Origin of the sequence: Trabulsiella odontotermitis (assembly GCF_001188485.1) — a bacterium.
In the GTDB taxonomy this organism is placed as follows: Bacteria; Pseudomonadota; Gammaproteobacteria; order Enterobacterales; family Enterobacteriaceae; genus Trabulsiella; species Trabulsiella odontotermitis_A.
The window spans coordinates 1-25897 of record NZ_JNGH01000082.1 but is presented as its reverse complement, the minus strand read 5'-3'; the positions used below and the strand labels follow the sequence as shown (position 1 = coordinate 25897).

General features: G+C 54.9%; 16 protein-coding genes and 4 pseudogenes. 5 read left to right on the top strand and 15 right to left on the bottom strand.

Annotated elements, in window-relative coordinates; genetic code table 11:
* Nucleotides 1–23: 23 nt before the first annotated feature.
* The 10 genes and pseudogenes from lpxK to GM30_RS10225 all read right to left on the bottom strand — a co-directional run bounded on the left by lpxK (nucleotide 24) and on the right by GM30_RS10225 (nucleotide 12299).
* On the bottom strand, nucleotides 24–1007 hold the full coding sequence (gene lpxK / locus GM30_RS10270) for a tetraacyldisaccharide 4'-kinase (protein WP_049848545.1): 984 nt from the start codon (nucleotides 1005–1007) through the stop codon (nucleotides 24–26).
* Nucleotides 1004–2752 carry a lipid A ABC transporter ATP-binding protein/permease MsbA gene (msbA, locus tag GM30_RS10265; protein ID WP_049848544.1) on the bottom strand — a complete coding sequence of 583 codons (1749 nt, stop codon included), beginning with the start codon at nucleotides 2750–2752 and terminating at the stop codon, nucleotides 1004–1006. The genes lpxK and msbA overlap by 4 nt, the downstream gene beginning before the upstream one ends.
* A 36-nt stretch (nucleotides 2753–2788) precedes the next feature.
* A pseudogene (locus GM30_RS10260) lies at nucleotides 2789–5066 on the bottom strand (ComEC family protein).
* Nucleotides 5067–5270: 204 nt separating this feature from the next.
* Nucleotides 5271–5558, bottom strand: a complete 288-nt coding sequence (gene ihfB, locus GM30_RS10255; RefSeq protein WP_049848543.1) for an integration host factor subunit beta — start codon at nucleotides 5556–5558, stop codon at nucleotides 5271–5273.
* Nucleotides 5559–5710: 152 nt separating this feature from the next.
* Nucleotides 5711–7384: a 30S ribosomal protein S1 gene (rpsA, locus tag GM30_RS10250; protein WP_038154692.1), complete on the bottom strand. Its 1674-nt coding sequence runs from the start codon at nucleotides 7382–7384 to the stop codon at nucleotides 5711–5713.
* A 121-nt stretch (nucleotides 7385–7505) separates the two neighbouring features.
* A complete protein-coding gene (gene cmk / locus GM30_RS10245) occupies nucleotides 7506–8192 on the bottom strand; it encodes a (d)CMP kinase (RefSeq protein ID WP_049848542.1) in 687 nt (228 codons plus the stop codon).
* 171 nt (nucleotides 8193–8363) lie between these two features.
* The gene (loiP, locus tag GM30_RS10240) at nucleotides 8364–9122 is read right to left on the bottom strand and encodes a metalloprotease LoiP (RefSeq protein WP_049848541.1); all 759 of its coding nucleotides are present in this window, start codon (nucleotides 9120–9122) and stop codon (nucleotides 8364–8366) included.
* Between the two features lie 145 nt (nucleotides 9123–9267).
* Nucleotides 9268–10288 (bottom strand): annotated as a pseudogene (gene aroA, locus GM30_RS10235) (3-phosphoshikimate 1-carboxyvinyltransferase).
* A 69-nt stretch (nucleotides 10289–10357) separates the two neighbouring features.
* Complete coding sequence (gene serC, locus GM30_RS10230) at nucleotides 10358–11443, bottom strand: 3-phosphoserine/phosphohydroxythreonine transaminase (protein WP_049848540.1); 1086 nt, start codon at nucleotides 11441–11443, stop codon at nucleotides 10358–10360.
* 163 nt (nucleotides 11444–11606) lie between these two features.
* Nucleotides 11607–12299, bottom strand: coding sequence for a DUF421 domain-containing protein (locus GM30_RS10225; RefSeq protein ID WP_049848539.1), 693 nt, complete (start codon nucleotides 12297–12299; stop codon nucleotides 11607–11609).
* Nucleotides 12300–12435: 136 nt separating this feature from the next.
* On the opposite strand from GM30_RS10225, the gene GM30_RS10220 reads away from it, so the two are divergent.
* The 5 genes and pseudogenes from GM30_RS10220 to pflA all read left to right on the top strand — a co-directional run bounded on the left by GM30_RS10220 (nucleotide 12436) and on the right by pflA (nucleotide 18735).
* The gene (locus tag GM30_RS10220; RefSeq protein WP_420802257.1) at nucleotides 12436–13731 is read left to right on the top strand and encodes a YcaO-like family protein; all 1296 of its coding nucleotides are present in this window, start codon (nucleotides 12436–12438) and stop codon (nucleotides 13729–13731) included.
* Nucleotides 13656–14190 (top strand): annotated as a pseudogene (locus GM30_RS27900) (hypothetical protein). Before GM30_RS10220 ends, GM30_RS27900 begins: the two are co-directional and overlap by 76 nt.
* A 405-nt stretch (nucleotides 14191–14595) precedes the next feature.
* Complete coding sequence (gene focA / locus GM30_RS10215; RefSeq protein ID WP_049848538.1) at nucleotides 14596–15456, top strand: formate transporter FocA; 861 nt, start codon at nucleotides 14596–14598, stop codon at nucleotides 15454–15456.
* 51 nt (nucleotides 15457–15507) lie between these two features.
* On the top strand, nucleotides 15508–17790 hold the full coding sequence (pflB, locus tag GM30_RS10210; RefSeq protein WP_049848537.1) for a formate C-acetyltransferase: 2283 nt from the start codon (nucleotides 15508–15510) through the stop codon (nucleotides 17788–17790).
* Between the two features lie 204 nt (nucleotides 17791–17994).
* Complete coding sequence (gene pflA / locus GM30_RS10205) at nucleotides 17995–18735, top strand: pyruvate formate lyase 1-activating protein (protein ID WP_038154709.1); 741 nt, start codon at nucleotides 17995–17997, stop codon at nucleotides 18733–18735.
* A gap of 58 nt (nucleotides 18736–18793) precedes the next feature.
* Here the strand turns inward: pflA and GM30_RS10200 are convergent, their stop codons facing one another.
* The 5 genes and pseudogenes from GM30_RS10200 to GM30_RS10180 form a co-directional block, all read right to left on the bottom strand.
* Entirely contained in the window at nucleotides 18794–19942 is a 1149-nt protein-coding gene (locus GM30_RS10200; RefSeq protein ID WP_049848536.1) for an MFS transporter, read from the bottom strand.
* 287 nt (nucleotides 19943–20229) lie between these two features.
* The gene (serS, locus tag GM30_RS10195; RefSeq protein ID WP_049848535.1) at nucleotides 20230–21522 is read right to left on the bottom strand and encodes a serine--tRNA ligase; all 1293 of its coding nucleotides are present in this window, start codon (nucleotides 21520–21522) and stop codon (nucleotides 20230–20232) included.
* Nucleotides 21523–21613: 91 nt separating this feature from the next.
* Nucleotides 21614–22957 carry a replication-associated recombination protein RarA gene (gene rarA / locus GM30_RS10190; RefSeq protein WP_049848534.1) on the bottom strand — a complete coding sequence of 448 codons (1344 nt, stop codon included), beginning with the start codon at nucleotides 22955–22957 and terminating at the stop codon, nucleotides 21614–21616.
* 13 nt (nucleotides 22958–22970) lie between these two features.
* Nucleotides 22971–23582: an outer membrane lipoprotein periplasmic chaperone LolA gene (lolA, locus tag GM30_RS10185; RefSeq protein ID WP_049848533.1), complete on the bottom strand. Its 612-nt coding sequence runs from the start codon at nucleotides 23580–23582 to the stop codon at nucleotides 22971–22973.
* Nucleotides 23583–23693: 111 nt separating this feature from the next.
* Nucleotides 23694–25710, bottom strand: a pseudogene (locus tag GM30_RS10180) (DNA translocase FtsK).
* Nucleotides 25711–25897 lie beyond the last annotated feature (187 nt).

Sequence of the window (25897 nt, the reverse complement as noted above, 5' to 3'; positions counted from 1 at the left end):
GCCGCAGACGCGCTACGGCTGCATTACTGTCGTTGCGTCAGCGCCACCAGCGCCTGGAGCAATTGCTGAGCACGGTCGTCCTCAAGACAGGCGTCGACCGGCAGATACCACCAGTTTTCTTTAGCAAACGCACGGCATTTAACGGCATCTTTTTCCGTCATGATCAGCGTTTGCCCTTGTTCCAGCAGCGCGTCGACATCAGCGGCAGTAAGCGCCTGATGGTCGGCCAGCGCGACCGTTTTGATCGGGTGCACACCACAGCTTTCGAGGGTGGCAAAAAAACGGGGAGGATGGCCGATACCCGCCATCGCCACTACTTGCGTCAGTTCGCGGGCATCCCGCGGTTCACCGGTTAACAGGTTTACAGCTTTCCCCGGGCGCAGCTGCATCGCAATTTCACCGGGCCGCGCAACACCGCCGTTTACGATCACCGCATCGACGGTTTTCAACCGTGAGGCGCGTTCCCGCATGGGGCCAGCCGGTAGCCACCAGCCGTTGCCGAAACGACGAACGCCGTCGATCACCACGATTTCCATGTCACGCGCCAGACGGTAATGCTGCAAACCATCGTCGGTGATGATGAGCTGAAGATCGTGTTTTTCCAGCAGCGCGCTGACCGCATCGCGCCGCCGTGGAGAAACCGCCACCGGCACCCCGGTTCGCTGAAAGATCAGCACCGGTTCGTCGCCCGCTTCCGCCGTAGAGGTGTTTTCAGAAAGAAGTAAGGGATAGTGTGCCGCTTTGCCGCCATAGCCGCGCGACACGACGCCCACACGGATCCCGCGCTGGCTCAGCTGCTCCACCAGCCAGATCACCACCGGCGTTTTACCGTTACCCCCTGCTGTTAAATTTCCGACGATTGCCACTGGTACCGGCGCGCGCCAGGACGTTCTCAGCCCCAGGCGATAGCTCAGGCGAATGAGCCCGCTCACCAGGCCATAAAGCCAGGAGAGCGGTAACAGCAGCCGCCAGAGCGGCGATTCGCCGGACCAGATACGTGAAATCATTCGCCGAATTGCATCTTATGCAGCTGGGCGTAAACGCCCCGGTGAGCCAGCAGATCCGCATGGCTGCCGCGCTCAACGATCTGGCCATCTTCCACCACCACAATTTCATCTGCCTGTTCAATGGTGGAGAGACGGTGCGCAATCACCAGCGAGGTGCGGTTTTTCTGCAGCTCATCCAGCGCGGCCTGAATTGCACGTTCCGATTCGGTATCCAGCGCGGAAGTCGCTTCGTCGAGGATCAGAATCGGGCTGTCGCGCAGTAACGCACGGGCGATAGCGATACGCTGGCGCTGGCCGCCTGAGAGCAGAACGCCGTTCTCTCCAATAATGGTGTCGAGACCGTTATCCATCTTGTTGATAAAGTCCATTGCATACGCCATACGTGCGGCCTGTTCGATCTGCTCGCGGCTGTACTCTTCAGTACGAGCGTAGGCGATATTGTTGGCCACCGTGTCGTTAAACAGATGCACGTTCTGCGACACCAGCGCGACCTGATTACGCAGGGAAGTGAGTTTGTATTCGCGCAGGTCGTGCCCGTCGAGGAGGATCTCGCCTTCGTCAATATCATAGAAACGCGTGATCAGGCTGGCGATGGTGGATTTCCCGGATCCCGAACGCCCGACCAGCGCAACGGTTTTTCCTTCCGGAATATTCAGGTTAATGTTGCGCAGCGCGGCCGTTTCACGGCCCGGATAGGTGAAAGTGACGTTGCGGAATTCCAGATTGCCTTTCGCACGTTCAATTACACGCATGCCTTCGTCTTTTTCCTGTTCGCTGTCGAGAATGGCAAACAGCGTCTGGCAAGCGGCCATCCCGCGCTGGAACTGGGCGTTGACGTTGGTCAGCGATTTCAGCGGACGCATCAGGGCGATCATTGAAGAGAAGACGACGGTGATGGTACCGGCGGTCAGGGTCTCCATAACGCTCGGGAAGCTGGCGGCATACAGCACGAATGCCAGCGCCAGTGACGCGATGAGCTGGATGATCGGGTCAGAAATGGAAGAGGCGGAAACCATTTTCATCCCCTGCAGACGCATTTTGTTGCTGACCTTATCGAAGCGTTTGGTTTCCACCGTCTGGCCACCAAACATCAGCACTTCTTTATGCCCTTTCAGCATCTGTTCCGCGCTGGTGGTCACCTGCCCCATCGTATTCTGCATGTTTTTGCTGATGTTACGAAAACGCTTCGATACCACGCGAATGGCAATCGAAACAATGGGTGCCAGCACGATGAGGATCACCGACAGCTGCCAGCTGTACCAGAACATCATCGCGAACAGGCCGATGATCGACGCCCCTTCACGCACGACGGTAATCAGTGCGCTGGAAGAGGACGATGCCACCTGTTCAGAATCGTAAGTGATACGCGACAGCAATGTCCCGGTGGATTGCTTGTCGAAGAACGCCACCGGCATGCCCATCATGTGGCTGAAAAGACGACGACGCATGGTCATCACCACTTTTCCCGACACCCAGGAGATGCAGTAGCTGGAGATATAGCTGGTTATGCCACGAAGGATCATCAGCCCGATCACAACCAGTGGCATCCACAGCAGCACTGAGCGATCCGTTTTACCAAAACCGTCGTCCAGTAACGGTTTAAGGAGCGATAGCATGAAGGTATCGCTGGCTGCGTTGAGGACTAACGCAACACCCGCCACGATCAGCCCTGCTTTAAATGGCGCAATCATTGGCCAGAGTCGGCGGAAGGTCTGCCACGTGGAGAGATCTTTGTCGTTCTGCATTCAAAAAACCAGCTTATGTTGAAATAGCCGCATATTCTACCCGTTATCACGAGACACGCCAAACCACTGATGATACCAGCGAGGGAAAATTTGATCTCGTAAGCTGCGGATTTGCCAGTTGTCGTGCTGAAACAGCACCGAAATCTGCCCCTGATGAGGCGTGTCATACCACTGATAACCCTGCTGGCGGTAGCGTTTTACCACTTTTACCGAGGGCAGACGCCAGGCGTTATACCGGGATGCCGATGCCAGCGCCGCCTGCCCACCGACCCGCTGCAACAGCGCGATGCCGGATGAGGTACTACTGCCATGGTGCGGCACCTGGATAAGTGTAGACGTAAGATGTTGCCAGTAATGGCTGAGCATAGAAAATTCGGCTGACAATTCAATATCTCCGGTCAGCAAAATACTGTATTTGCCATCATCCACCCGAACAACACAGGAACGGTTGTTCCCCTGCGTTTGCGCCCCTGTCAGCGGCCACAGCACGCGAAACGTCAGCCCTTCCCACTGCCAGCTGTCTCCGCGAAAACAGGACTGATGACCACTCCACCCCAGTGGACTGCGGATCCACACCTGCGGCCAGGCGCGGGCCAGCGAATCTAACCCGCCACGATGATCGAGATGTTCGTGGCTGAGAATAATCCCCTCCGGCTGCAGATGATGCCAGCGAAGCCAGGGAATGATGAGCTGTTGCCCGCTGTCACCGCCCGGCCACGCCAGCCCGGTGTCATACAAAATGGCTTTATCATGACGGTCGATAACCATCGCCAGTCCCTGTCCAACGTCCAGCATCGNCGTCCAGCATCGTGCCCCGCCAGTCATCAGACGGTTTATGCGGCCAGAGCGGATACGTCAGTACGGCAGTCACGGTCAGGCAGATAGCAGGCACCGACTTCCAGCCACCCAGTTTCCAGGCGATCAGCCCGAGCCATGGCAATATCAGTGCCGGTAGCCACCGGGCATCCAGACTCAGCCAGCCATCGGGTAAACGGGCAAGGAAGCCAAACAGCTGCGCCAGTATGCGATCAGTTAGCCACCATACGCTCGTTTCGGCGATTGCAGGTCCGATAAGGTGCAACAGCATGCCGGTGAGGATCAGGGGAACAACCGCAAAGGTGACGACGGGCACCGCCAGCAGATTTGCCACTATCGAACTCAGGCTGATGCCATGAAACAGCGCCACCTGCAATGGCATCAACAACAACATCAGCCCCAGTTGCAAATGTAGCAGCCCTGCCAGCCATCGGCCCCATAGCGGTAACGACTGCGCCGGGAAAGGCATCCACTGATACCAGAAGATGAGCGCGGCGACTGCGACGGCAGACAACCACAGACTCTGAGACAGTATGGCCAGCGGATCGCTGAAAACTATCGCGCCGACACAACAGATCCAGACCGACCACGGCGACCAGCGTCGCCCGCGCAGTCGTAAGCTGTAAAGGATCGCCAGCGCGGCGATGGTGCGTAATGCGGGCGGCTGTAGCCCGGTAAACAGGGCATAACACAGCGCACATCCGAACCCCGCGACAAGCGGTGCCCGCCAGTTGATATAACGGCATGGCAGAAAAAACTGCAGGGCGCGCACCAGCAACCATCCCAGTGAGGCGACCAGTGCAATGTGCAGCCCGGAAATCGCCATCAGGTGCGAGGTGCCGGTTTGTTGCAGCAACCGCTTCACCTCAACCGGAAGCGTCGTACGTTCACCGGCACCGAGCGCCAGAATGACGGGCTGCCACCGACGTTGCGCAAGGCTTTCCGTCAGTGATGACAGGTAACGAGCGCGCCAGCTGCATGTGGCGTCCAGTGCCGTCGCCGACAGAAAGCGACCGGAGATCGCCGTATGCCGGGCAAGCGCGGTACGCTGACTGTCAAACCCGCCCTCATTAAGCTGCCCGTGAACGGGCCGCATGCGGAGGGTCATATCCCAGCGTTGCCCGGCGCAGGCCGGTTGCGGAAGATAGTTGCCATAGAGCGAAACCGCAATAGACGGAAATTGCCGCTTACCGTTCAGGCGAACGATCTTACCCTGATGTGTTGTTTGCCCGTCAGTGGTAGTAATAACGACTTCCGCCTGCTGGTTTTTCCCGGTCAAAGCGTTGACCGGCCACAGCGTCTGGTGCGCTGCAAGGCATCCCCAGCAGAAGAACAGTAGCGTCAGCGCGCTATATTTTATGGCTGACGCATGACAGAAGAGCAGTAAAACCGCCAGAACAATCACGCCCTTTATCAGCATCAGTCCCGGCAACTGGGGCAGCCCGATAAGCGGCAATATCCCGAGTACGACACACCAGGCGACTTGTGGCAAACGCATCAGTACCTCCCTGTTTTTGGGGAGTGTGACGCAGAAAAGCAATGAATGTCAGAGAGCGCATGTTAACAATGCGGCGAGCTACGGAAGGAACAGGAGGTGTTGCACTCACGCCGCAACGGTTTTGCGAGCAGGATTCCAGCGCATCGAAAGAAGGCATTAAAAAAGCACCCAAAGGTGCTTTTCTCAGTCAAGTTACAAACTAACTCAGCTGCCGTAAATATTGGCGCGGTCGCGTAATTCTTTACCCGGCTTAAAGTGCGGAACGTATTTACCTTCCAGATCCACTTTATCGCCCGTTTTTGGGTTACGCCCGGTGCGTGGTGCACGATAGTGCAAAGAGAAGCTGCCAAAACCGCGGATTTCAATGCGCTCACCCTGGGCCAGGGTCGTAGCCATGTGTTCCAGCATCTCTTTCACAGCATCTTCAACCGCTTTCGCAGGGATGTGAGATTGCTGGCTTGCAAGTCTTTCAATGAGCTCTGACTTGGTCATGATTCCTCCGGTTTCCTTTCAGGAAAGTTGGCTAACAGCTTAAACAAGGGCGGCCGTAGCCGCCCTTTGTTGTTGATTACAGGACGAAACCTGCAATCTGTCAAGTGTACTCATTAGACTTCAGGCGGTTACGCCCGAAGTTTCAGAGTAACTTACTCGCCTTTAGCTGCTTTGAAAGCTTCAGCCATTGCGTTAGAGAAGTTGCCTTCTTCCTGTTTGTTGTTAACAGAAGCGATAGCATCTTTCTCGTCAGCTTCGTCTTTCGCACGGACAGACAGGCTGATTGCGCGGTTCTTACGGTCAACACCGGTGAACTTAGCTTCAACGTCGTCACCCACGTTCAGAACCAGAGTGGCATCTTCAACGCGGTCACGGGAAGCTTCAGAAGCACGCAGGTAACCTTCAACACCGTCGGCCAGTTCTACGGTTGCGCCTTTCGCGTCAACTGCAGTCACTTTACCGTTTACGATTGCGCCTTTCTTGTTCAGTGCAACCCAGTTGTTGAACGGATCTTCTGCCAGCTGCTTAACGCCCAGGGAGATACGCTCACGCTCTGCGTCAACCTGCAGAACAACTGCAGCGATTTCGTCGCCTTTTTTGTATTCACGAACTGCTTCTTCGCCTGCAACGTTCCAGGAGATGTCAGACAGGTGAACCAGGCCGTCGATGCCGCCGTCCAGGCCGATGAAGATACCGAAGTCAGTGATAGACTTGATTTTACCTTCAACACGGTCGCCCTTGTTGTGGGTTTCCGCGAACTGCTGCCACGGGTTAGATTTGCACTGCTTCAGACCCAGGGAGATACGACGACGTTCTTCGTCGATGTCCAGAACCATCACTTCCACTACATCGCCAACGTTAACAACTTTAGACGGGTGGATGTTTTTGTTGGTCCAGTCCATTTCGGAAACGTGTACCAGGCCTTCAACGCCTTCTTCGATTTCAACGAAGCAGCCGTAGTCGGTCAGGTTGGTCACGCGACCAGTCAGTTTGGTACCTTCCGGGTAACGCTTAGCGATAGCGACCCACGGATCTTCGCCCAGCTGTTTCAGGCCGAGGGATACACGGGTACGCTCGCGGTCGAACTTCAGCACTTTAACAGTGATTTCGTCGCCCACGTTCACGATTTCGCTCGGATGCTTAACGCGTTTCCAGGCCATGTCAGTGATGTGCAGCAGGCCGTCAACGCCACCCAGATCAACGAATGCACCGTAGTCAGTGAGGTTCTTAACGATACCTTTAACTTCCATGCCTTCCTGCAGGTTTTCCAGCAGTTGATCGCGCTCTGCGCTGTTTTCAGATTCGATAACTGCACGGCGAGAAACCACAACGTTGTTGCGTTTCTGATCCAGCTTGATCACTTTGAATTCAAGCTCTTTGCCTTCCAGGTGCAGGGTATCACGGACCGGACGTACATCTACCAGGGAGCCCGGCAGGAACGCGCGAATACCGTTCAGCTCAACAGTGAAGCCACCCTTAACTTTGCCGTTGATAACACCGGTAACAGTTTCAGCGTCTTCGTAAGCTTTTTCCAGCGTGATCCACGCTTCGTGACGTTTCGCTTTCTCACGGGACAGCAGAGTTTCACCGAAGCCGTCTTCTACTGCATCCAGAGCAACGTCAACTTCGTCACCGACCTGGATTTCCAGCTCGCCCTGGGCGTTTTTGAACTGCTCTGCCGGGATGGCGGATTCAGATTTCAGACCGGCGTCAACCAGTACGACATCTTTATCGATAGCAACAACAACGCCGCGAACGATAGAACCCGGGCGGGTTTCGATTTCTTTTAAGGATTCTTCAAAGAGTTGAGCAAAAGATTCAGTCATGTTTAATCTTCAGGTTAATATTAACGTCCACCTGGCTTCATGCCGGATGGGGTTGTTTCACATACCCGCTAACACTCCATTGCTGCGGGGGTACTGCAAGAATTCTGAGGCGTCTCGCTGATTATTCAGCGGAGGCCAGTTTTTGGCGCGCGTATTGTAACGCTTTTTCAATCACTTGCTCAATGCTTAATCGTGTGGAATCCAGCACTAAAGCATCGGCCGCAGGAACCAAAGGCGCCACCGCACGGTTGCGGTCACGGTCGTCGCGTTCCTTTATCTCTGCCAAAAGGCGCTCAAAGTTAACACTAAAGCCCTTCTCCTGCAACTGCAGCATACGGCGGTGCGCCCGCTCTTCCGACGAGGCGTCAAGGAAAATTTTCACCGGCGCGTCAGGAAAAACAACCGTTCCCATATCACGACCGTCCGCAATCAGACCCGGGGCTTCGCGAAATGCGCGCTGACGGCGCAGCAACGCTTCACGTACGCGCGGGAACGCGGCCACCTGCGACGCGGCGTTTGCCACTTCCTGCGTGCGGATCTCGCCGCTGACGTCTTCACCTTCGAGGATCACTTCCAGATTGCCGTCAGTGGAGACAAAGCGGACATCCAGATGCGCCGCCAGCGGGACTAACGCTTCTTCCGATGCCACATCCACGTGATGATGTAATGCCGCCAATGCCAGAACGCGGTATATCGCGCCTGAATCTAACAGATGCCACTGCAACGCTTCCGCCATTGCCTTGCACAGGGTTCCCTTACCCGCACCGCTAGGCCCATCAATGGTGATTACCGGGGCAATTGCCGTCATCTTTTTCTCCTTCAGCAAGGCATAGTTACATAAACGCCGCGCATTATACTCGCCAAAGCATCAGACCGTTACTACTGCTTGCAAAATGCAGACTACTGGCAGCGAATTGTATGAGAATTAAGCAAGTATAGTGGGCTGACGCCGCGCCAGCCCAAAAGATGACAGATTTTCCTATTTATCGTCGGCAATGCGATCGCGGATATGCTGAGCGCGATCGGCTGAGGTGGGGTGAGAATCCATCAAAGATTTGGCGCGTCCGGCGTCCATAGTGGCGAGTTTTTCGAAGGCGCTGACAAGGCCCTCTCGCTTGACGCCTCGCTTTTTCAGCAGTTCGTAGGAGAAGTCATCGGCATCGGATTCCTGACTGCGGGAGAACGCTGAGTTAATAACGCCTTCGGCCAGATCGCCCAGTTGCGATTGCGAAAGTTGCGCGGCAACGCCGCTGGTGGCGGAGATTGCGTCGCGAGCGGCAAGCGTGGCATATGCCGTTTGCATCGCTTTACGGGAATGCCCCAGCGACACATGACCGAGCTCGTGACCCAACACACCTTCGATTTCGTTGTCGGTCATCATGTCCATCAGGCCAGAATAGACGCGCACGCAGCCGTTAGCCATGGCCCACGCGTTAACGTCACGGGTCAGATAGACCTTATAATTGACCGGCGTACCGTCGATGTTATTACCCAACGCTTTAGCAATTTTCTTCAGCCGTTTGGAATATTTACTGGAAGCGCCTGCCAACTGGTTTTCGCTGTCCATCTGTTTGCAGCTATTGTTGCTGAGCGTTTTGACGTCGGCATCGGAGAGTGTCATTGCGTTGTAGGCCGACATGCCTGAGCTGGCAATCAGCTCACCGTTGACGCCGTTTTTGCATCCCGCCAGCAGAACGGCGCCAGCCACCAGCGCCAGTACAAGTTTTGTATTCTTCATATATATATCATCCACTGATAACCATAATTAAAATATATAAATCAACAGGTTGAACCAGCGGTGAAGATAGCACCCGGCAGGAAGGCAAAAAAGTTCATAAGCAGACATGAAAACGCCGACCCTGGGGCCGGCGCTGTGTGAGCAGTCAGGCTGGCGTACTGATGCGCGCCAGCTGGTCAAAATAGTCAGGGAAAGTCTTCGCGGTGCATTTCGGATCGAGAATGGTGACCGGTGTGTCAGACAGCGCCACCAGCGAGAAACACATCGCCATACGATGATCGTTATAAGTGCCAATCTCAGCGAAAGTCAGTTCAACCGGCGGCGTTACGCGAATAAAATCCTCGCCCTCTTCCACCGTAGCGCCGACTTTCCGTAGCTCTGTTGCCATCGCATACAGACGATCCGTCTCTTTCACGCGCCAGTTATAGATGTTACGCAGCGTGGTCGAGCCATTGGCAAACAGCGCCGTAGTGGCGATGGTCATTGCCGCATCCGGGATATGGTTCATGTCCATATCGATGGCGTTAAGTTCCCCGCGAGTACAGGTAATGAAATCATCACCCCAGGTGATGGCCGCGCCCATCTTCTCCAGCACATCGGCAAAACGAATATCACCCTGCACGCTGTTGCGGCCGATCCCGGTTACCTTCACCGTGCCGCCTTTAATAGCGGCGGCGGCGAGGAAGTAGGACGCCGAGGAGGCGTCGCCCTCAACCAGATATTCGCCTGGCGACTGGTACTGCTGCGCGCCGCGTACGACAAAGCGCTGATAGCGTTGGTTTTCAACCTCCACGCCAAAGGTTTTCATCAGATGCAGCGTGATATCAATGTAAGGTTTTGATACCAGTTCGCCTTTAATGGTGATGGTGGTGTCCTGCGGTGCCAGCGGTGCCGTCATCAGCAACGCTGTCAGGAACTGGCTNGGCCCCGCCGTTGCCGGTGACCTCACAGCGGGTACGGTCGGCAGAAAGCGTGTAATGAACTCCCAGCGCACTCAGGGCATTCAGCATGTGGCGCACATCGTCACTGTCCAGCAAGTTGGTCAGCACGGTGGTGCCATTGGCTAATGCAGCCAGCAGCAAGGCGCGATTCGAAACGCTCTTCGAACCTGGCAGATTGATGGTGCCATCCACCCGCGCGATGGGTTGTAACGTCAGGAATTCCATGAAACTCAGCTCTCAAAACAGGTCAATAAAAACCCCGCAGCAGGGCTACGGGGGTGAAAAGGCGATCGATTACCCGCGACGACGTTCGAAATCCTGCATAAAGTCGGTCAGGGCTTTTACGCCTTCCAGCGGCATCGCGTTATAAATGGAGGCGCGCATACCGCCAACCACGCGGTGGCCTTTCAGCGCGTGAAGACCTGCGGCAAACGACTCTTCAAGGAACAGTTTGTCGAGCGCGCTGTCCGCGAGCTGGAACGGAATATTCATGCGAGAACGGTTAGCGGGGGCAACGTCGTTGCGATAGAAATCGCTGTGGTCGATGCTGCTGTACAGCAACTCCGCTTTTTGCTGGTTGATCTTGTCCATTGCCGCCACGCCGCCCTGCTTTTTCAGCCATTTGAATACCAGGCCCGCCAGATACCAGGCAAAGGTCGGCGGCGTATTGAACATAGAGTCATTTTCACTGAGCACGGTGTAGTCAATGATTGACGGGCACGCGGTCTGCGCTTTGCCCAGCAGATCGTCACGCACGATCACCAGCGTCAGCCCCGCCGGGCCGATGTTTTTCTGCGCGCCAGCGTAAATAGCGCCGTAGCGACTGACATCGAGCGGGTGAGAAAGAATAGAAGAAGAGAAATCCGCCGTGACGATGGCGTCGCCGAAATCCGGCGTTTCATGAATAGCGATACCGTCAATGGTTTCGTTCGGGCAGTAGTGCAGATACGCAGCGTTATCGCTGAGCTGCCATTCACGCATGGGCTTGACGGCGCGCAGGCCATCAATGGTCACTTTGGCATCAATAACGTTCGGCGTGCAGTATTTTTTTGCTTCTTTGACCGCGCTTGCCGCCCAGTAGCCCGCATCAACGTAGTCAGCGGTGGTTTTATCACCCAGCAGGTTCAGCGGAATACCGGCGAACTGGCCGCGACCACCACCGTGGCAGAACAAAACTTTATAATTCGAGGGGATGTTCAGCAGATCGCGAAAATCCTTTTCTGCCTCTTCCGCAACCTGAATAAATTCTTTTCCGCGATGGCTGATTTCCATCACCGACGTACCTAAACCATGCCAGTCACACAGTTCCTGCTGCGCCAGTTTAAGCACCTCGGCCGGTAACATTGCCGGACCAGAACTAAAATTGTAGACCTGAGTCATTTCCCCTCACCACGCTAATTTGCCATAAAAAAATCCTGTGGATATCGGTTTTATCATTCAGTGACACGCGCCGCAATGGCTAATAGCGACGCCCGGGGAAATGTGGCGCACTTCACACAACAGGATCGACCAGCACGGCGGTGAAAAACCGACAAAATGGCTATCAGGTTATCCGGGTTGCCCGGCTGGCTTTAGACCATTCAGGATGACCACAGCGCGGACAAACCAGCTTATCGCCGGTCTCCATCTGCCGGACGGCACTGCAGCGCACACAGGCGTAGTCGTCATGTTCGGGTATGACCTTAAACCGCTCGTTGCAATACTTCGGCAGAATCGTCAGCCCTTTTTTCACCTGATCGTCAGGGTAGAAATAGACGCTGACCTGACCATTGGTTTCCATTATTGCCAGGCGAACCTGCCCCAGTTGCTCCACACCGCGCAACCGCAACTCCATGAAAAACTCAAACTCGGTTAAATTTTCGGCGTTCAGTTTTTCCCACGCCAGTTCGCCGTTTTCAATAACAACCACCGGTTTCCCTTCGAGAATATCCTCCAGTTTTTCACTGCGGGACATCATCCACATCACCAGCCGGTACAGCAGCGCCAGCGAGATAAACACCACCAGCACCGGCAGCATCGGCACATCGTCATAAAACGCCACATCCCCCGCCGCCGAACCCAGCGTCAGGATGATCAGCACCTCAAACAGCGACATCTGGCGAACGCCGCGCCGACCGGTAATTTTGAGGAAAATGAATACCAGTACGAAGGTGTAGATACTGCGCAAGGCCACTTCCCCGAGAAAGTCGACCGGCACTTTGTCCAGCGCCATTCTTTGCCAGTCAAATGCTTTCATTTTTTCTCCCGTCCCGTTTGTCATTGCTGTTAAGCGTAGCCTGGTTGTTTATTTTCGTCGGCAGCGCTGCGACGATAGCGCCAGTCAGGCAAAACCCGTATCATTGCGCGCTTTACGTACGAACTAAGTGATCGCCATGACTCAAACATTTATTCCCGGCAAAGATGCCGCGCTGGAAGATTCCATCGCTCGCTTTCAGCAAAAACTGCTCGATCTGGGCTTTGATATCGAAGAGGCCTCGTGGCTGAATCCGGTACCGCACGTCTGGTCTGTGCATATTCGCGACAAAGAATGCGCGCTGTGCTTCACCAACGGTAAAGGGGCAACGAAAAAAGCCGCGCTCGCATCCGCGCTCGGTGAATACTTCGAGCGTCTTTCAACCAACTATTTCTTTGCCGATTTCTGGCTGGGCGAAACCCTCGCCAACGGGCCTTTCGTTCACTATCCCAACGAAAAATGGTTCCCGTTGACCGATGACGACGAAGTCCCGGCAGGCCTGCTCGACACGCGTCTGCGCGCTTTTTACGATCCCGATAACCAACTGACCGCCAGCATGCTGGTTGATCTGCAGTCCGGTAACGACGCGCGTGGCATTTGCGGTCTGCCGTTCACCCGCCAGTCCGACAACCAGACTATCTATATCCCGATGAACATCGTCGGCAACCTGTACGTGTCGAACGGGATGTCTGCGGGCAATACCGCTGACGAAGCGCGGGTTCAGGGGCTGTCGGAAGTGTTCGAACGTCATATCAAAAATCGCATTATTGCGGAAAGCATCAGCCTGCCGGAAATTCCGCAAGAGGTCATGGCGCGCTACCCGGGCGTGGTGGAATCTATCAACAAGCTGGAAGCGGAAGGTTTCCCGATCTTTGCCTACGACGGTTCGCTGGGCGGCAAATACCCGGTGATCTGCGTGGTGCTATTCAACCCGGCAAACGGTACCTGTTTCGCCTCGTTTGGCGCGCACCCGGATTTCGGCGTGGCGCTGGAGCGCACCGTCACGGAACTGTTGCAGGGCCGCAGCCTGAAGGATCTCGACGTCTTCACGCCGCCAACCTTTGATGATGAAGAAGTGGCGGAACATGCCAACCTTGAAACCCATTTCATCGATTCCAGCGGTCTGATCTCCTGGGACATGTTCAAGCAGGACGCCGACTATCCGTTCGTGGACTGGGATTTCTCAGGCACCACGCAGGAAGAGTTCGCCACGCTGATGGCTATTTTCCAGGCAGAAGATAAAGAAGTCTACATCGCCGATTACGAACATCTGGGCGTGTACNNCCCCCCTGCCGTATTCTGGTGCCGGGCATGTCCGATATCTATCCGGCGGAAGATTTGTGGCTGGCGAACAACAACATGGGCAGCCATCTGCGCGAAACGCTGCTGTCCCTGCCGGGCAGCGAGTGGGAAAAAGAAGAATACCTGGCGCTGATTGAGCAGCTTGATGAAGAAGGTCACGACGACTTTACCCGCGTTCGCGAATTGCTGGGCCTGGCGACCGGTAAAGACAATGGCTGGTATACCCTGCGCATTGGCGAGCTGAAAGCGATGCTGGCGCTGGCGGGCGGTGACCTGGAGCAGGCATTGATCTGGACCGAATGGACGATGGAATTTAACGCCTCCATCTTTAGCGCGGAACGGGCGAATTACTACCGCTGCCTGCAGACCCTGTTGCTGCTGGCGCAGGAAGAGGAGCGNNTACCTGAACGCCTTCGTGCGGATGTACGGTGCGGACGCGGTGGAAGCGGCCAGCGCCGCGTTGAGTGGCGAAGCGCCATTCTACGGTTTGCAGCCTGTGGATGGCGATCTGCACGCCTTCCCGGCACATCAGACTTTATTGCATGCCTATGAGAAACTTCAGCGCGCCAAAGCGACCTGGTGGGCTAAATAGCATTTAAAAGCTGCATAATTGGTAGGCTTAACGATTTCTCTGCTATATATTACGGGGCCAGTCAGAAGGCCCCGTTTTTTATTTTCACGCTTATTATTTTAAATGTGATAGTAAAGTTAAATATGGGTGAAATATATTTTTATTAAATCACCGGTAATGTTAATTAAAATGTAATTTACTCCATTTTAATTAACCGATTCAGCAAGGGGGTGGAGAAAAAATTCAACTGTATTAGTAATTTTTAAAATTTATTTTTAATTGGATAATCAAACAGTTACGCCGTATTTGCTGGAAATCCATGCGTTTTACGGGCCTATAAGCCAGGCGAGATATGATCTACATCAAATTCTCTTCTATAATGCTTTGTTAGTATCTCGTCGCCGACTTAATAAAGAGAGAGTTAGTGTGAAAGCTGACAACCCTTTTGATCTATTACTTCCTGCAGCCATGGCGAAAGTCGCTGAAGAAGCAGGTGTCTATAAAGCAACTAAACAACCGCTGAAAACCCTTTATCTGGCAATTACCGCGGGCGTGTTCATCTCTATTGCTTTTGTCTTTTATATCACCGCGACGACCGGCACAGCCTCGATGCCCTTTGGCATTGCTAAACTGATCGGGGGGATTTGCTTCTCACTCGGCCTGATCCTTTGCGTCATTTGCGGCGCTGACCTCTTCACCTCAACGGTGCTTATCGTGGTCGCAAAAGCCAGCGGAAAAATTACCTGGTGCCAGCTGGCACGCAACTGGTTCAACGTGTATGTCGGCAACCTGATTGGCTGCCTGTTGTTTGTCTTATTGATGTGGTTGTCTGGCGAATATATGGCCGCGAATGGTGGCTGGGGGCTTAACGTTCTTCAAACCGCCGACCATAAAATGCATCATACTTTTGTTGAAGCCGTTAGCCTGGGTATCCTGGCCAACCTGATGGTTTGCCTTGCGGTCTGGATGAGCTACTCCGGTCGCAGTCTGATGGATAAAGCCATGATTATGGTATTGCCCGTTGCGATGTTTGTCGCCAGCGGCTTCGAGCACAGCATTGCAAACATGTTTATGATCCCGATGGGTATCGTGATCAAACATTTTGCAACTCCGGAGTTCTGGACCGCAGTTGGTACAACTCCTGACAGTTTTTCTCACCTGACTGTTATAAACTTCATCACTGATAACCTGATTCCGGTGACTATCGGTAACATTATTGGCGGGGGTTTGTTAGTCGGGTTGACATACTGGGTCATTTACCTGCGTGGCGACGATCATCATTGCTGATGGTTTTCTCAGGCAGTAAATAAAAAATCCACTTAAGAAGGTAGGTGTTACATGTCCGAGCTTAATGAAAAATTAGCCACTGCGTGGGAAGGTTTCGCGAAAGGTGAATGGCAGAATGCCGTCAACGTCCGTGACTTTATCCAGAAAAACTACACCCCGTACGAAGGTGATGAAACCTTCCTGGCCGGTGCCACCGATGCCACCACCAAGCTGTGGGACAGCGTGATGGAAGGCGTTAAACTGGAAAACCGCACTCACGCGCCAGTTGATTTTGACACCTCTGTTGCTTCCACCATCACTTCTCACGACGCGGGCTACATCAATAAAGCGCTGGAGAAAATTGTTGGTCTGCAAACTGAAGCCCCACTGAAACGCGCCATCATCCCGTTCGGTGGTATCAAAATGGTTGAAGGTTCCTGCAAAGCGTATAACCGCGAACTGGACCCGATGCTGAAAAAAATCTTCACCGAATACCGCAAAACCCATAACCAGGGTGTATTCGATGTTTATACCAAAGACATCCTGAACTGCCGTAAATCCGGTGTTCTGACCGGTCTGCCTGACGCTTACGGCCGTGGCCGTATCATCGGTGACTATCGTCGTATCGCGCTGTACGGTATCGACTTCCTGATGAAAGACAAATACGCACAGTTTGTTTCTCTGCAGAGCGATCTGGAAAACGGTGAAACGCTGGAAGCGACAATCCGTCTGCGTGAAGAAATTGCTGAACAGCATCGTGCGCTGGGTCAGATCAAAGAAATGGCAGCAAAATACGGCTGCGATATCTCTTTACCGGCAACCAACGCTCAGGAAGCTATCCAGTGGACCTACTTCGGTTACCTGGCTGCAGTTAAGTCTCAGAACGGTGCGGCAATGTCCTTTGGTCGCGTGTCTACCTTCCTGGATGTGTTCATTGAACGTGACCTGAAAGCAGGCAAAATCACTGAGAAAGACGCTCAGGAAATGATTGACCACCTGGTCATGAAACTGCGTATGGTTCGCTTTCTGCGTACACCTGAATATGATGAACTGTTCTCTGGCGACCCGATTTGGGCAACTGAATCTATCGGCGGTATGGGCGTTGACGGCCGTACGCTGGTCACCAAAAACAGCTTCCGTTTCCTGAACACCCTGTACACCATGGGGCCGTCTCCGGAGCCGAACATCACCGTACTGTGGTCTGAAAAACTGCCGCTGAACTTTAAAAAATTCGCCGCAAAAGTGTCCATCGACACCTCTTCTCTGCAGTATGAGAACGATGACCTGATGCGTCCGGACTTCAACAACGACGACTACGCTATCGCATGCTGCGTAAGCCCGATGATCGTTGGTAAGCAAATGCAGTTCTTCGGTGCGCGTGCAAACCTCGCGAAAACCATGCTGTACGCTATCAACGGCGGTGTTGATGAAAAACTGAAAATGCAGGTGGGTCCGAAATCTGAACCGATCAAAGGCGATGTCCTGAACTTTGACGAAGTGATGGAACGCATGGATCACTTCATGGACTGGCTGGCTAAACAGTACGTCACCGCGCTGAACATCATTCACTACATGCACGACAAGTACAGCTACGAAGCCTCTCTGATGGCGCTGCATGACCGTGACGTTATCCGCACCATGGCGTGTGGTATCGCTGGTCTGTCCGTTGCTGCTGACTCCCTGTCGGCTATCAAATATGCGAAAGTTAAACCGATTCGTGATGAAGACGGTCTGGCTATCGACTTCGCTATCGAAGGCGAATACCCGCAGTTTGGTAACAACGACGCTCGCGTAGATGATCTGGCGGTTGACCTGGTAGAACGTTTCATGAAGAAAATTCAGAAACTGCATACCTACCGCAACGCTATCCCGACGCAGTCTGTTCTGACCATCACCTCTAACGTTGTGTATGGTAAGAAAACCGGTAACACCCCGGATGGCCGTCGCGCAGGCGCTCCGTTCGGACCAGGTGCTAACCCGATGCACGGCCGTGACCAGAAAGGTGCTGTTGCCTCTCTGACTTCCGTGGCAAAACTGCCGTTTGCTTACGCTAAAGATGGTATCTCTTACACCTTCTCTATCGTGCCGAACGCACTGGGTAAAGACGACGACGTTCGTAAAACCAACCTGGCCGGTCTGATGGATGGTTACTTCCATCACGAAGCGTCCATCGAAGGTGGTCAGCACCTGAACGTGAACGTGATGAACCGCGAAATGCTGCTCGACGCGATGGAACACCCGGAAAAATATCCGCAGCTGACCATCCGTGTATCTGGCTACGCAGTACGTTTTAACTCCCTGACGAAAGAACAGCAGCAGGACGTTATCACCCGTACTTTCACTCAGACCATGTAACTGGTTTTGACTGAAATCGCGATTTAAAAAGCGTACAATCAAAGGCTCCACGTCAGTGGGGCCTTTTTAACACCTTCCCCGCCGCAGTCTCTTTTGTCCGCTATCTATACTCAATGGATAACCGCCAAAACAGACTCGACACAGCCGACTGAGCTGTGCACATACCCAGGCCCTGGATGGGCCACATCTGGAGAAAACACCGCAATGTCAGTAACTGGTCGCATTCACTCCTTTGAATCCTGTGGCACTGTCGATGGCCCCGGCATCCGCTTTATTACCTTCTTCCAGGGCTGCCTGATGCGCTGCCTGTATTGCCATAACCGCGATACCTGGGATACCCACGGCGGCAAAGAAATCACCGTTGATGAGCTGATGAAAGAGGTGGTGACCTATCGCCATTTTATGAATGCCTCCGGTGGCGGCGTGACGGCCTCCGGCGGTGAAGCCATTCTGCAGGCCGAATTCGTTCGTGACTGGTTCCGCGCCTGCAAAAAAGAAGGCATACACACCTGCCTCGACACCAACGGTTTCGTCCGTCGCTACGATCCGGTGATTGATGAACTGCTGGAAGTAACCGATCTGGTGATGCTGGATCTTAAACAGATGAACGACGAGATTCACCAGAATCTGGTGGGCGTGTCTAACCACCGCACGCTGGATTTCGCGAAATACATTTCCGCCAAAGGCATTAACACCTGGATCCGCTATGTCGTGGTGCCGGGCTGGTCAGACGATGATGATTCCGCCCACCGACTCGGTGAGTTTACCCGTGACATGGGGAACGTGGAAAAAATCGAACTGCTGCCTTACCACGAGCTGGGCAAACATAAGTGGGTGGCGATGGGCGAAGAGTACAAGCTGGACGGCGTGAAGCCGCCGAAAAAAGAGACCATGGAACGCGTTAAGGGCATTCTTGAGCAGTATGGTCACAAAGTGATGTACTGACACTGTCAGAACAGCAAAAAGCCCCGGGAGCGCGTAACGCCACCGGGGCTTTTTTGTATCAGGCATGCGCCACTGGCGTCGGATGATGTTCCACTTTGCGCAGCAGCATCAGAAGATAGATGAACGATACCCCGGCAATCATGATGAACAGCAGGTTATCGGAGTAATTCTGCATCAGCATCGCCGTAAAGGTCGGCCCCAGCAGGCTGCCGATGGTATAGCTCAGCAGCAGCGCCTGATTCATGGCGACCAACTGGTGATGCTGAACTTTTTCACAGGCCCAGGCCATCGCCACCGGATAAAGCGTAAAACCCGCCGCCCCCAGCACAAACAGCGCGGGTGCCATGGCTGCCTGACTGAGCATCGCCGCACAGCCAAGAATGGCCACAAAAACCTGCACCCGCAGCACCAGCAAACGCCCGTAGCGATCGGCAAGACGACCAACCGGCCACTGGCCGACGATCCCCGCGCTGACCATCACCGCCATCCAGAAACCAATGCTCGAATCGCTGACGCCTTTATGGTTCAGCCACAGCGGCATCAGGCCGTACAGCGACCCCAGCACAATACCGGAAATCACACAGCCGTTAACGCCCAGACGCGCGCCACGCAGTTTGAACATCGACCAGACGTGATTAGCCTCGTGCGATTCCTGCTGCTGGCTGATGATGCGGGTAAACAGCAGCGGAAGAATGCCCGCCAGCGTCAACGCCGCGGCCCACGGCAGAACGCTCATCAGGTCCGTCGGCAGTTTGCTGACCATCAACTGGCCCAGCGCCGTACCGACGTAATAGACCATCATATACGCCGCCAGCAGGCGGCCACGATTACGCGAGGTGCCGCTGCACATTAGCGCGCTTTCTACGACAACCCAGATCATGGCGCAGCCGACGCCAGCGATAAAACGCCAGGTCATCCAGCTCCAGAAACCGACCATGAAACCCAGGCCGATACAGCCGACTGCGAAAATCAGCGAGGCGAGATAATAGCTACGGTTGAAACCCATGCGTTGAATCAGGCGCCCGGTGAGCAACGTGCCGACCAGATTACCGGTAAAATAGGATGAGCCCACCATCCCCACCTGCCAGGTAGGAAGATTTTCATGAGCGAGCCAGAGCGGAACGAGCGTGTTTAATACTGCGATCGCCAGCGTCAATAAAAGCAGGCCACAGAGTAACAAAAGCACTGGCCGGGAATAGGTGGACATGGGTACAAAAAACCGTGAGCGAGTTCATATTTCGTGCGCATCATGCCATTGCTGTAAACATTGTCAATCCACCAGAATTCAGCAATGACGCGGTTTTCAGAGCATCGATTGATGTTTCTTATTCAATTACTCACGGCAGGAATTATTCTCCCGCTTATTCCTTTGTTTTTATTAATTAATCAGGAAAACTGACGGGAAAGATCGGTTGAAAAATTTCATGGATAGAAAAACAGACAAAAACGCCAGCATCACAGGACGCTGGCGTTTTTCAAAGGAACAAAACCGGTTTAGCCGATGTACTGCAGGCCGTTCATGTAAGGACGCAGCACTTCCGGCACTTCGATGCGGCCGTCTGCCTGCTGATAGTTTTCCATTACTGCCACCAGCGTACGCCCAACCGCCAGACCAGAGCCGTTCAACGTATGCACCAGGCGGGTTTTCTTGTCGGACTTGCTGCGGCAGCGAGCCTGCATACGACGCGCCTGGAAATCCCAGACGTTAGAGCAGGAAGAGATTTCGCGATAGGTGTTCTGCGCCGGCACCCAGACTTCGAGATCGTAAGTTTTAGCAGCGCCAAAACCCATGTCACCGGTGCACAGGATGATTTTGCGATACGGCAGACCGAGCAGCTGCAGCACTTTTTCTGCGTGACCGGTCATCTCTTCGAGCGCGTCCATAGAGTCTTCAGGACGAACGATCTGCACCATTTCCACTTTGTCGAACTGATGCATACGGATCAGACCGCGCGTGTCACGACCATACGAACCCGCTTCAGAACGGAAGCACGGCGTATGGGCGGTCATTTTGATCGGCAGATCGTCTTCGTCGATGATTTCGTCGCGTACCAGGTTGGTCAGCGGCACTTCCGCAGTCGGGATGAGCGCGTAGTTACTGCTGTCCGCCTCTTCTTCCAGCGGACGCGTATGGAACAGGTCACCGGCGAATTTCGGCAACTGACCGGTACCGTACAGCGTATCGTGGTTAACCAGGTACGGGACGTAGTTTTCACTGTAGCCGTGCTGCTCGGTGTGCAGATCCAGCATGAACTGAGACAGCGCGCGATGCATGCGGGCGATCTGCCCTTTCATCACCACAAAACGGGAGCCGGTCAGCTTCACAGCCGCAGCAAAATCAAGACCGCTGTGCATTTCGCCCAGGGTGACGTGATCGCGAACCTCGAAATCAAACTGGCGCGGCGTGCCCCAGCGGCTGACTTCAACGTTATCATTTTCGTCTTTACCGACCGGCACGCTGTCGTCAGGAATGTTCGGAATGGCCAGCGCGATATCGCGAATTTCTGCCTGGAGAACATCCAGCTCAGCTTTCGCCTTATCAAGCTCTTCACCCAGTTTGTTCACTTCCAGGCGTAATGGCTCAATGTCTTCCCCGCGCGCTTTTGCCTGGCCGATGGATTTCGATCGCGAGTTACGCTCTGCCTGCAGATTTTCAGTTTGTACCTGCAGAACTTTACGACGCTCTTCAAGAGCGCGCAGCTTATCTACATCCAGCTTAAAGCCCCGGCGTGCCAGTTTTTCAGCGACTGCGTCTGGCTCATTACGCAGCAGATTGGGATCGAGCATGCTTATCCTGTGCTTATCGAATTGAAAAAGGAGAAAAAGGCCGCAGCCTGCGGCCACAGATATAAGTGACAACATTACCGCAACGCCAGGCTTAGCGGTAGCGTTTTATAGGGCTATTTTGATCCTGTCCGGCAAGCCAGGCGAGCTTTTCGCCAATCTTCCCTTCAAGACCTCTGTTTGTCGGCTGGTAATAGCGCGTTTGTGCCATCTCCTGGGGGAAATACTCCTCCCCGGCGGCATAGGCATTGGGCTCGTCATGGGCGTAACGGTACTCCTGCCCGTAGCCCATCTCTTTCATCAGTTTGGTTGGCGCGTTGCGCAGATGCACCGGCACATCGTAATCCGGGCGCTCGCGGGCATCGGCCATCGCTGCTTTAAAGGCGGTATAAACAGCGTTGCTTTTCGGCGCACAGGCCAGATAGACAATCGCCTGCGCAATAGCGCGCTCCCCTTCTGCGGGGCCGACGCGGGTGAAGCAGTCCCAGGCGGCGAGCGCCACCTGCATCGCGCGAGGATCGGCATTACCGACATCTTCAGAAGCAATCGCCAGGCACCGGCGCGCCACGTACAGCGGATCGCCCCCGGCTGAGATAATGCGCGCATACCAGTAGAGCGCCGCATCCGGCGCGCTGCCGCGTACCGATTTATGCAGCGCCGAAATCAAATCGTAAAAACGGTCGCCTTTGTTATCAAAACGCGCACTGCGCTCACCGGCGATTTCCGTCAACAGCGTCTGCTTAAGCACGCGCTTCCCGGCGTCATCCGCTTCGGCCATATCGGCCATCATTTCCAGCGTATTGAGCGCCCGACGCGCGTCGCCGTTCACCAGTTCAGCAATCGCCCGGCGCGTCTCATCAGGCAGGACGATATCCTGACCACCGTAGCCGCGCGCGCTGTCTGACATCGCCTGATCGAGCACCTGCTCGATATCTTCAACGGTCAGCGATTTCAGCAAATAGACGCGAGCACGAGAAAGCAGTGCCGAATTCAGTTCAAAGGAGGGGTTTTCTGTCGTCGCGCCAATGAACGTAATGGTGCCGTCTTCAATGTGCGGCAGAAAGGCGTCCTGCTGGCTCTTGTTGAAACGGTGAACTTCGTCGACGAACAGAATGGTGCGGCGACCGGCGTTACGGTTTTGCCGGGCGCGTTCAATGGCTTCTCGGATCTCTTTCACGCCGGAAGTGACGGCGGAAATGCGCTCGACGTCAGCGCTGGCGTAGCGGGCAATCACTTCTGCCAGCGTCGTTTTCCCGGTTCCTGGCGGTCCCCAGAGGATCATTGAATGCAGATGACCGGCTTCAATGGCGCGTGGCAACGGTTTGCCCGGCGCCAGCAGGTGCTGCTGCCCAATATACTGCGCTAAATTTTCTGGCCGCATACGGGCGGCCAGAGGTTGAAACGCATTCTCGGAAAAATCGAGCGACAGGTTGCTCACACTCGCCTCTTTTTTACTTACGCTGATCGTCTACCGTCACGCCCTGCGGTGGGGTGAACGTAAATTTAGACGCATCCGCCACGCTGTTCTGCTGAGATTTCAGCTGATAGCTGCTGCGCTGGTCGTCCTGCTCAACGGCGCTAAACTGATGGATAGTGCCATCACGGCCGACGTTGATCGTAAACTGCTTCAGGTTGCCGCTGCTGCCTTTCGGCGTCAGCAGGAAGTCATCGCCATTCTGTTTGATGTTGTACTGCTGCCAGTCGCTGGACTGGTTGCGGGCAATCAGCATAAACGGCGTATTGCTGGTCGCATCCTTCAGCCAGGTCGCGGTCGCCTGCTCGACAAACGGGTTGTAGAACCACAGCGTTTTCCCGTCAGAAACCAGAATGCTTTCGTCCGGCTGCGTCATGTGCCAGTTGAACAGATTCGGTCGTTTTACCCATAAGTCACCCTGACCTTCCTGCACGGCATTGCCGCTACCATCGGTCACTTTCTGCGTGAAGCTGGCATGGAAACTGCTGACTTTATCCAGACGGCTCTTTAGATCGCTGGCGGCATCCGCCCACACGCTGCTGGCGACCAGACCAGAAAGTAAGGCACAGGTGATTGCGAGTTTTTTCATTGTTCAGTTCATCCTTAGTGTACGTCATGCTTCTGCCACCACTGTAGGCATATCCCCCACAGGGTGACAGAAGAAAATACTGATTTATGACTTATTTACCCATCTTTGCAATCATTCGAAAGGCGGCGGCGCCAGCACTTCGCGGTTGCCGTTATGGCCCTGCTCGCTGACGATGCCCTGCGCTTCCATCTGCTCGATGATGCGGGCGGCACGGTTATAGCCGATACGGAACTGACGCTGTACGCCGGAAATCGATGCTTTACGTTTTTCGGTGACGAAATTCACCGCCTGATCGAACAGCGGATCCAGCTCTTCGCCGCCGTCAAAGCCACCGCCGCCACCTTCGCTTTCGGTATCGGTGGTGATGCCCTCGACGTACTGCGGACGACCACGCGCTTTCCAGTCCTGCACCACGGCATGGACTTCCTGATCACGCACGAAAGCACCGTGGACGCGTACCGGCGTCGTTGAGTTCGGGCCGGAATAGAGCATATCCCCCATGCCGAGCAGCGATTCCGCGCCGCCCTGGTCGAGGATAGTGCGGGAGTCGATTTTGCTCGACACGGTAAAGGCGATACGCGTCGGGATGTTGGCCTTAATCAGACCGGTAATAACGTCCACCGACGGACGCTGCGTTGCCAGCACCAGGTGGATACCGGCGGCACGCGCTTTCTGCGCCAGACGCGCAATCAGCTCTTCCACTTTCTTGCCGACCGTCATCATCAGATCGGCGAATTCGTCAACCAGCACCACAATGTACGGCAGTTTTTCCAGTACCGGATGGGTGGCGTCCATACTGTCGCCCGGTTTCCAGTACGGATCCGGAATCGGACGGCCCATCCGCGCGGCTTCGGCGATTTTCTCGTTGTAGCCCGCCAGATTACGCACGCCCAGCGCCGACATCAGCTTATAGCGGCGCTCCATCTCGTTAACGCTCCAGCGCAGGGCGTTGGCCGCATCTTTCATGTCCGTCACGACTTCCGTCAGCAGATGCGGAATGCCTTCATACACCGACAGTTCCAGCATTTTCGGGTCGATCATGATGAAACGCACATCTTCCGGCTGCGCTTTGTAGAGCATGCTGAGGATCATGGCGTTCACGCCCACCGACTTACCGGAGCCGGTAGTCCCCGCTACCAGCAGGTGCGGCATTTTCGCCAGATCGGCAATAACCGGATCGCCCGCGATATCTTTCCCCAACACCACGGTCAACGGTGACGGATTCTCACGGAACTTCGCGCAGTCCAGCACTTCACGCAGGTACACGGTATGGCGTTTCTTGTTCGGCAGTTCGAGGCCGACGTACGGCTTGCCTGGAATGACTTCTACCACACGCACGGCGACGGTCGAGAGCGAACGCGCCAGATCGCGTGACAGGTTAGAGATACGCGCGGCCTTCACGCCAGGTGCCAGGTTCAGTTCGAAACGGGTGATCACCGGACCCGGCGAATAGTTCACCACGTCCGCTTTGATACGGAAATCGGCCAGACGCGCTTCCACCAGACGCGCCATCTGCTCCAGCGCAAAGGTATCCACCGGCTCGATTTCCGTCGGCGGCGGCGTNTTGTACAGGTGGTTGCTGTTGCGGCTGCTGATACGACGGTTGCGGCTGAGCGTGCTGCGGCGCCACGGCAGGCGGTTCCTGCATCGGGCTTGGCATAAACAGCGGCTCGCTCGGCGACTCATCCACCAGCGCTTTCATTGGCGAGAAATCGACATCATCCAGCGGCGATCCGCCGTAACGCGCCTGCTGCGTGGCCGCAAACTGACGTGCCAGCTCGGCTTCCGCTTCAGCATCTTCGTCATACTCATCTTGCGGCTGCGCATAGTGATGTTGCTCTTCACCGTTGTAGCGCTGCTGCTGCGAAGCGGCAAACTGGCGCGCCAGTTCGTCCTGATGCTGCGCATCCGCCTCGTCATCGGTCATATCGCTGTCGGAATAGTGCTGATAACGTCCTGCTTCACGTGCTTTTTCTTCCGCCATCCGCTGGGACGGCAGCTTGATGCCGTAAGAAGCACGCTCACGGCGCGTAGGAAGCCGTACACGGTTCGGACGCGGCAACTGCGGGCCAATCCCCTCNTTTACGCTGGCGGCGGCAGGCGTGATGGCTGACAGTGGGTCAGCCACCGGCGGCACAGAAGGCGCAGGGGTTGATACAGGCTGCGCAGGTTCTGGCGTCGGCTGATACCACGCCGCCAGTTGTTCACGTTCGCGCGCACGCTTCTCTTCAACTTCTTCGAAGTAATAGAGCGGCGGACGCTGCGGTTTGATTTCGTCTTCCGGTGCTGGTACGGCGTCAGCCTGCCATTCCGGC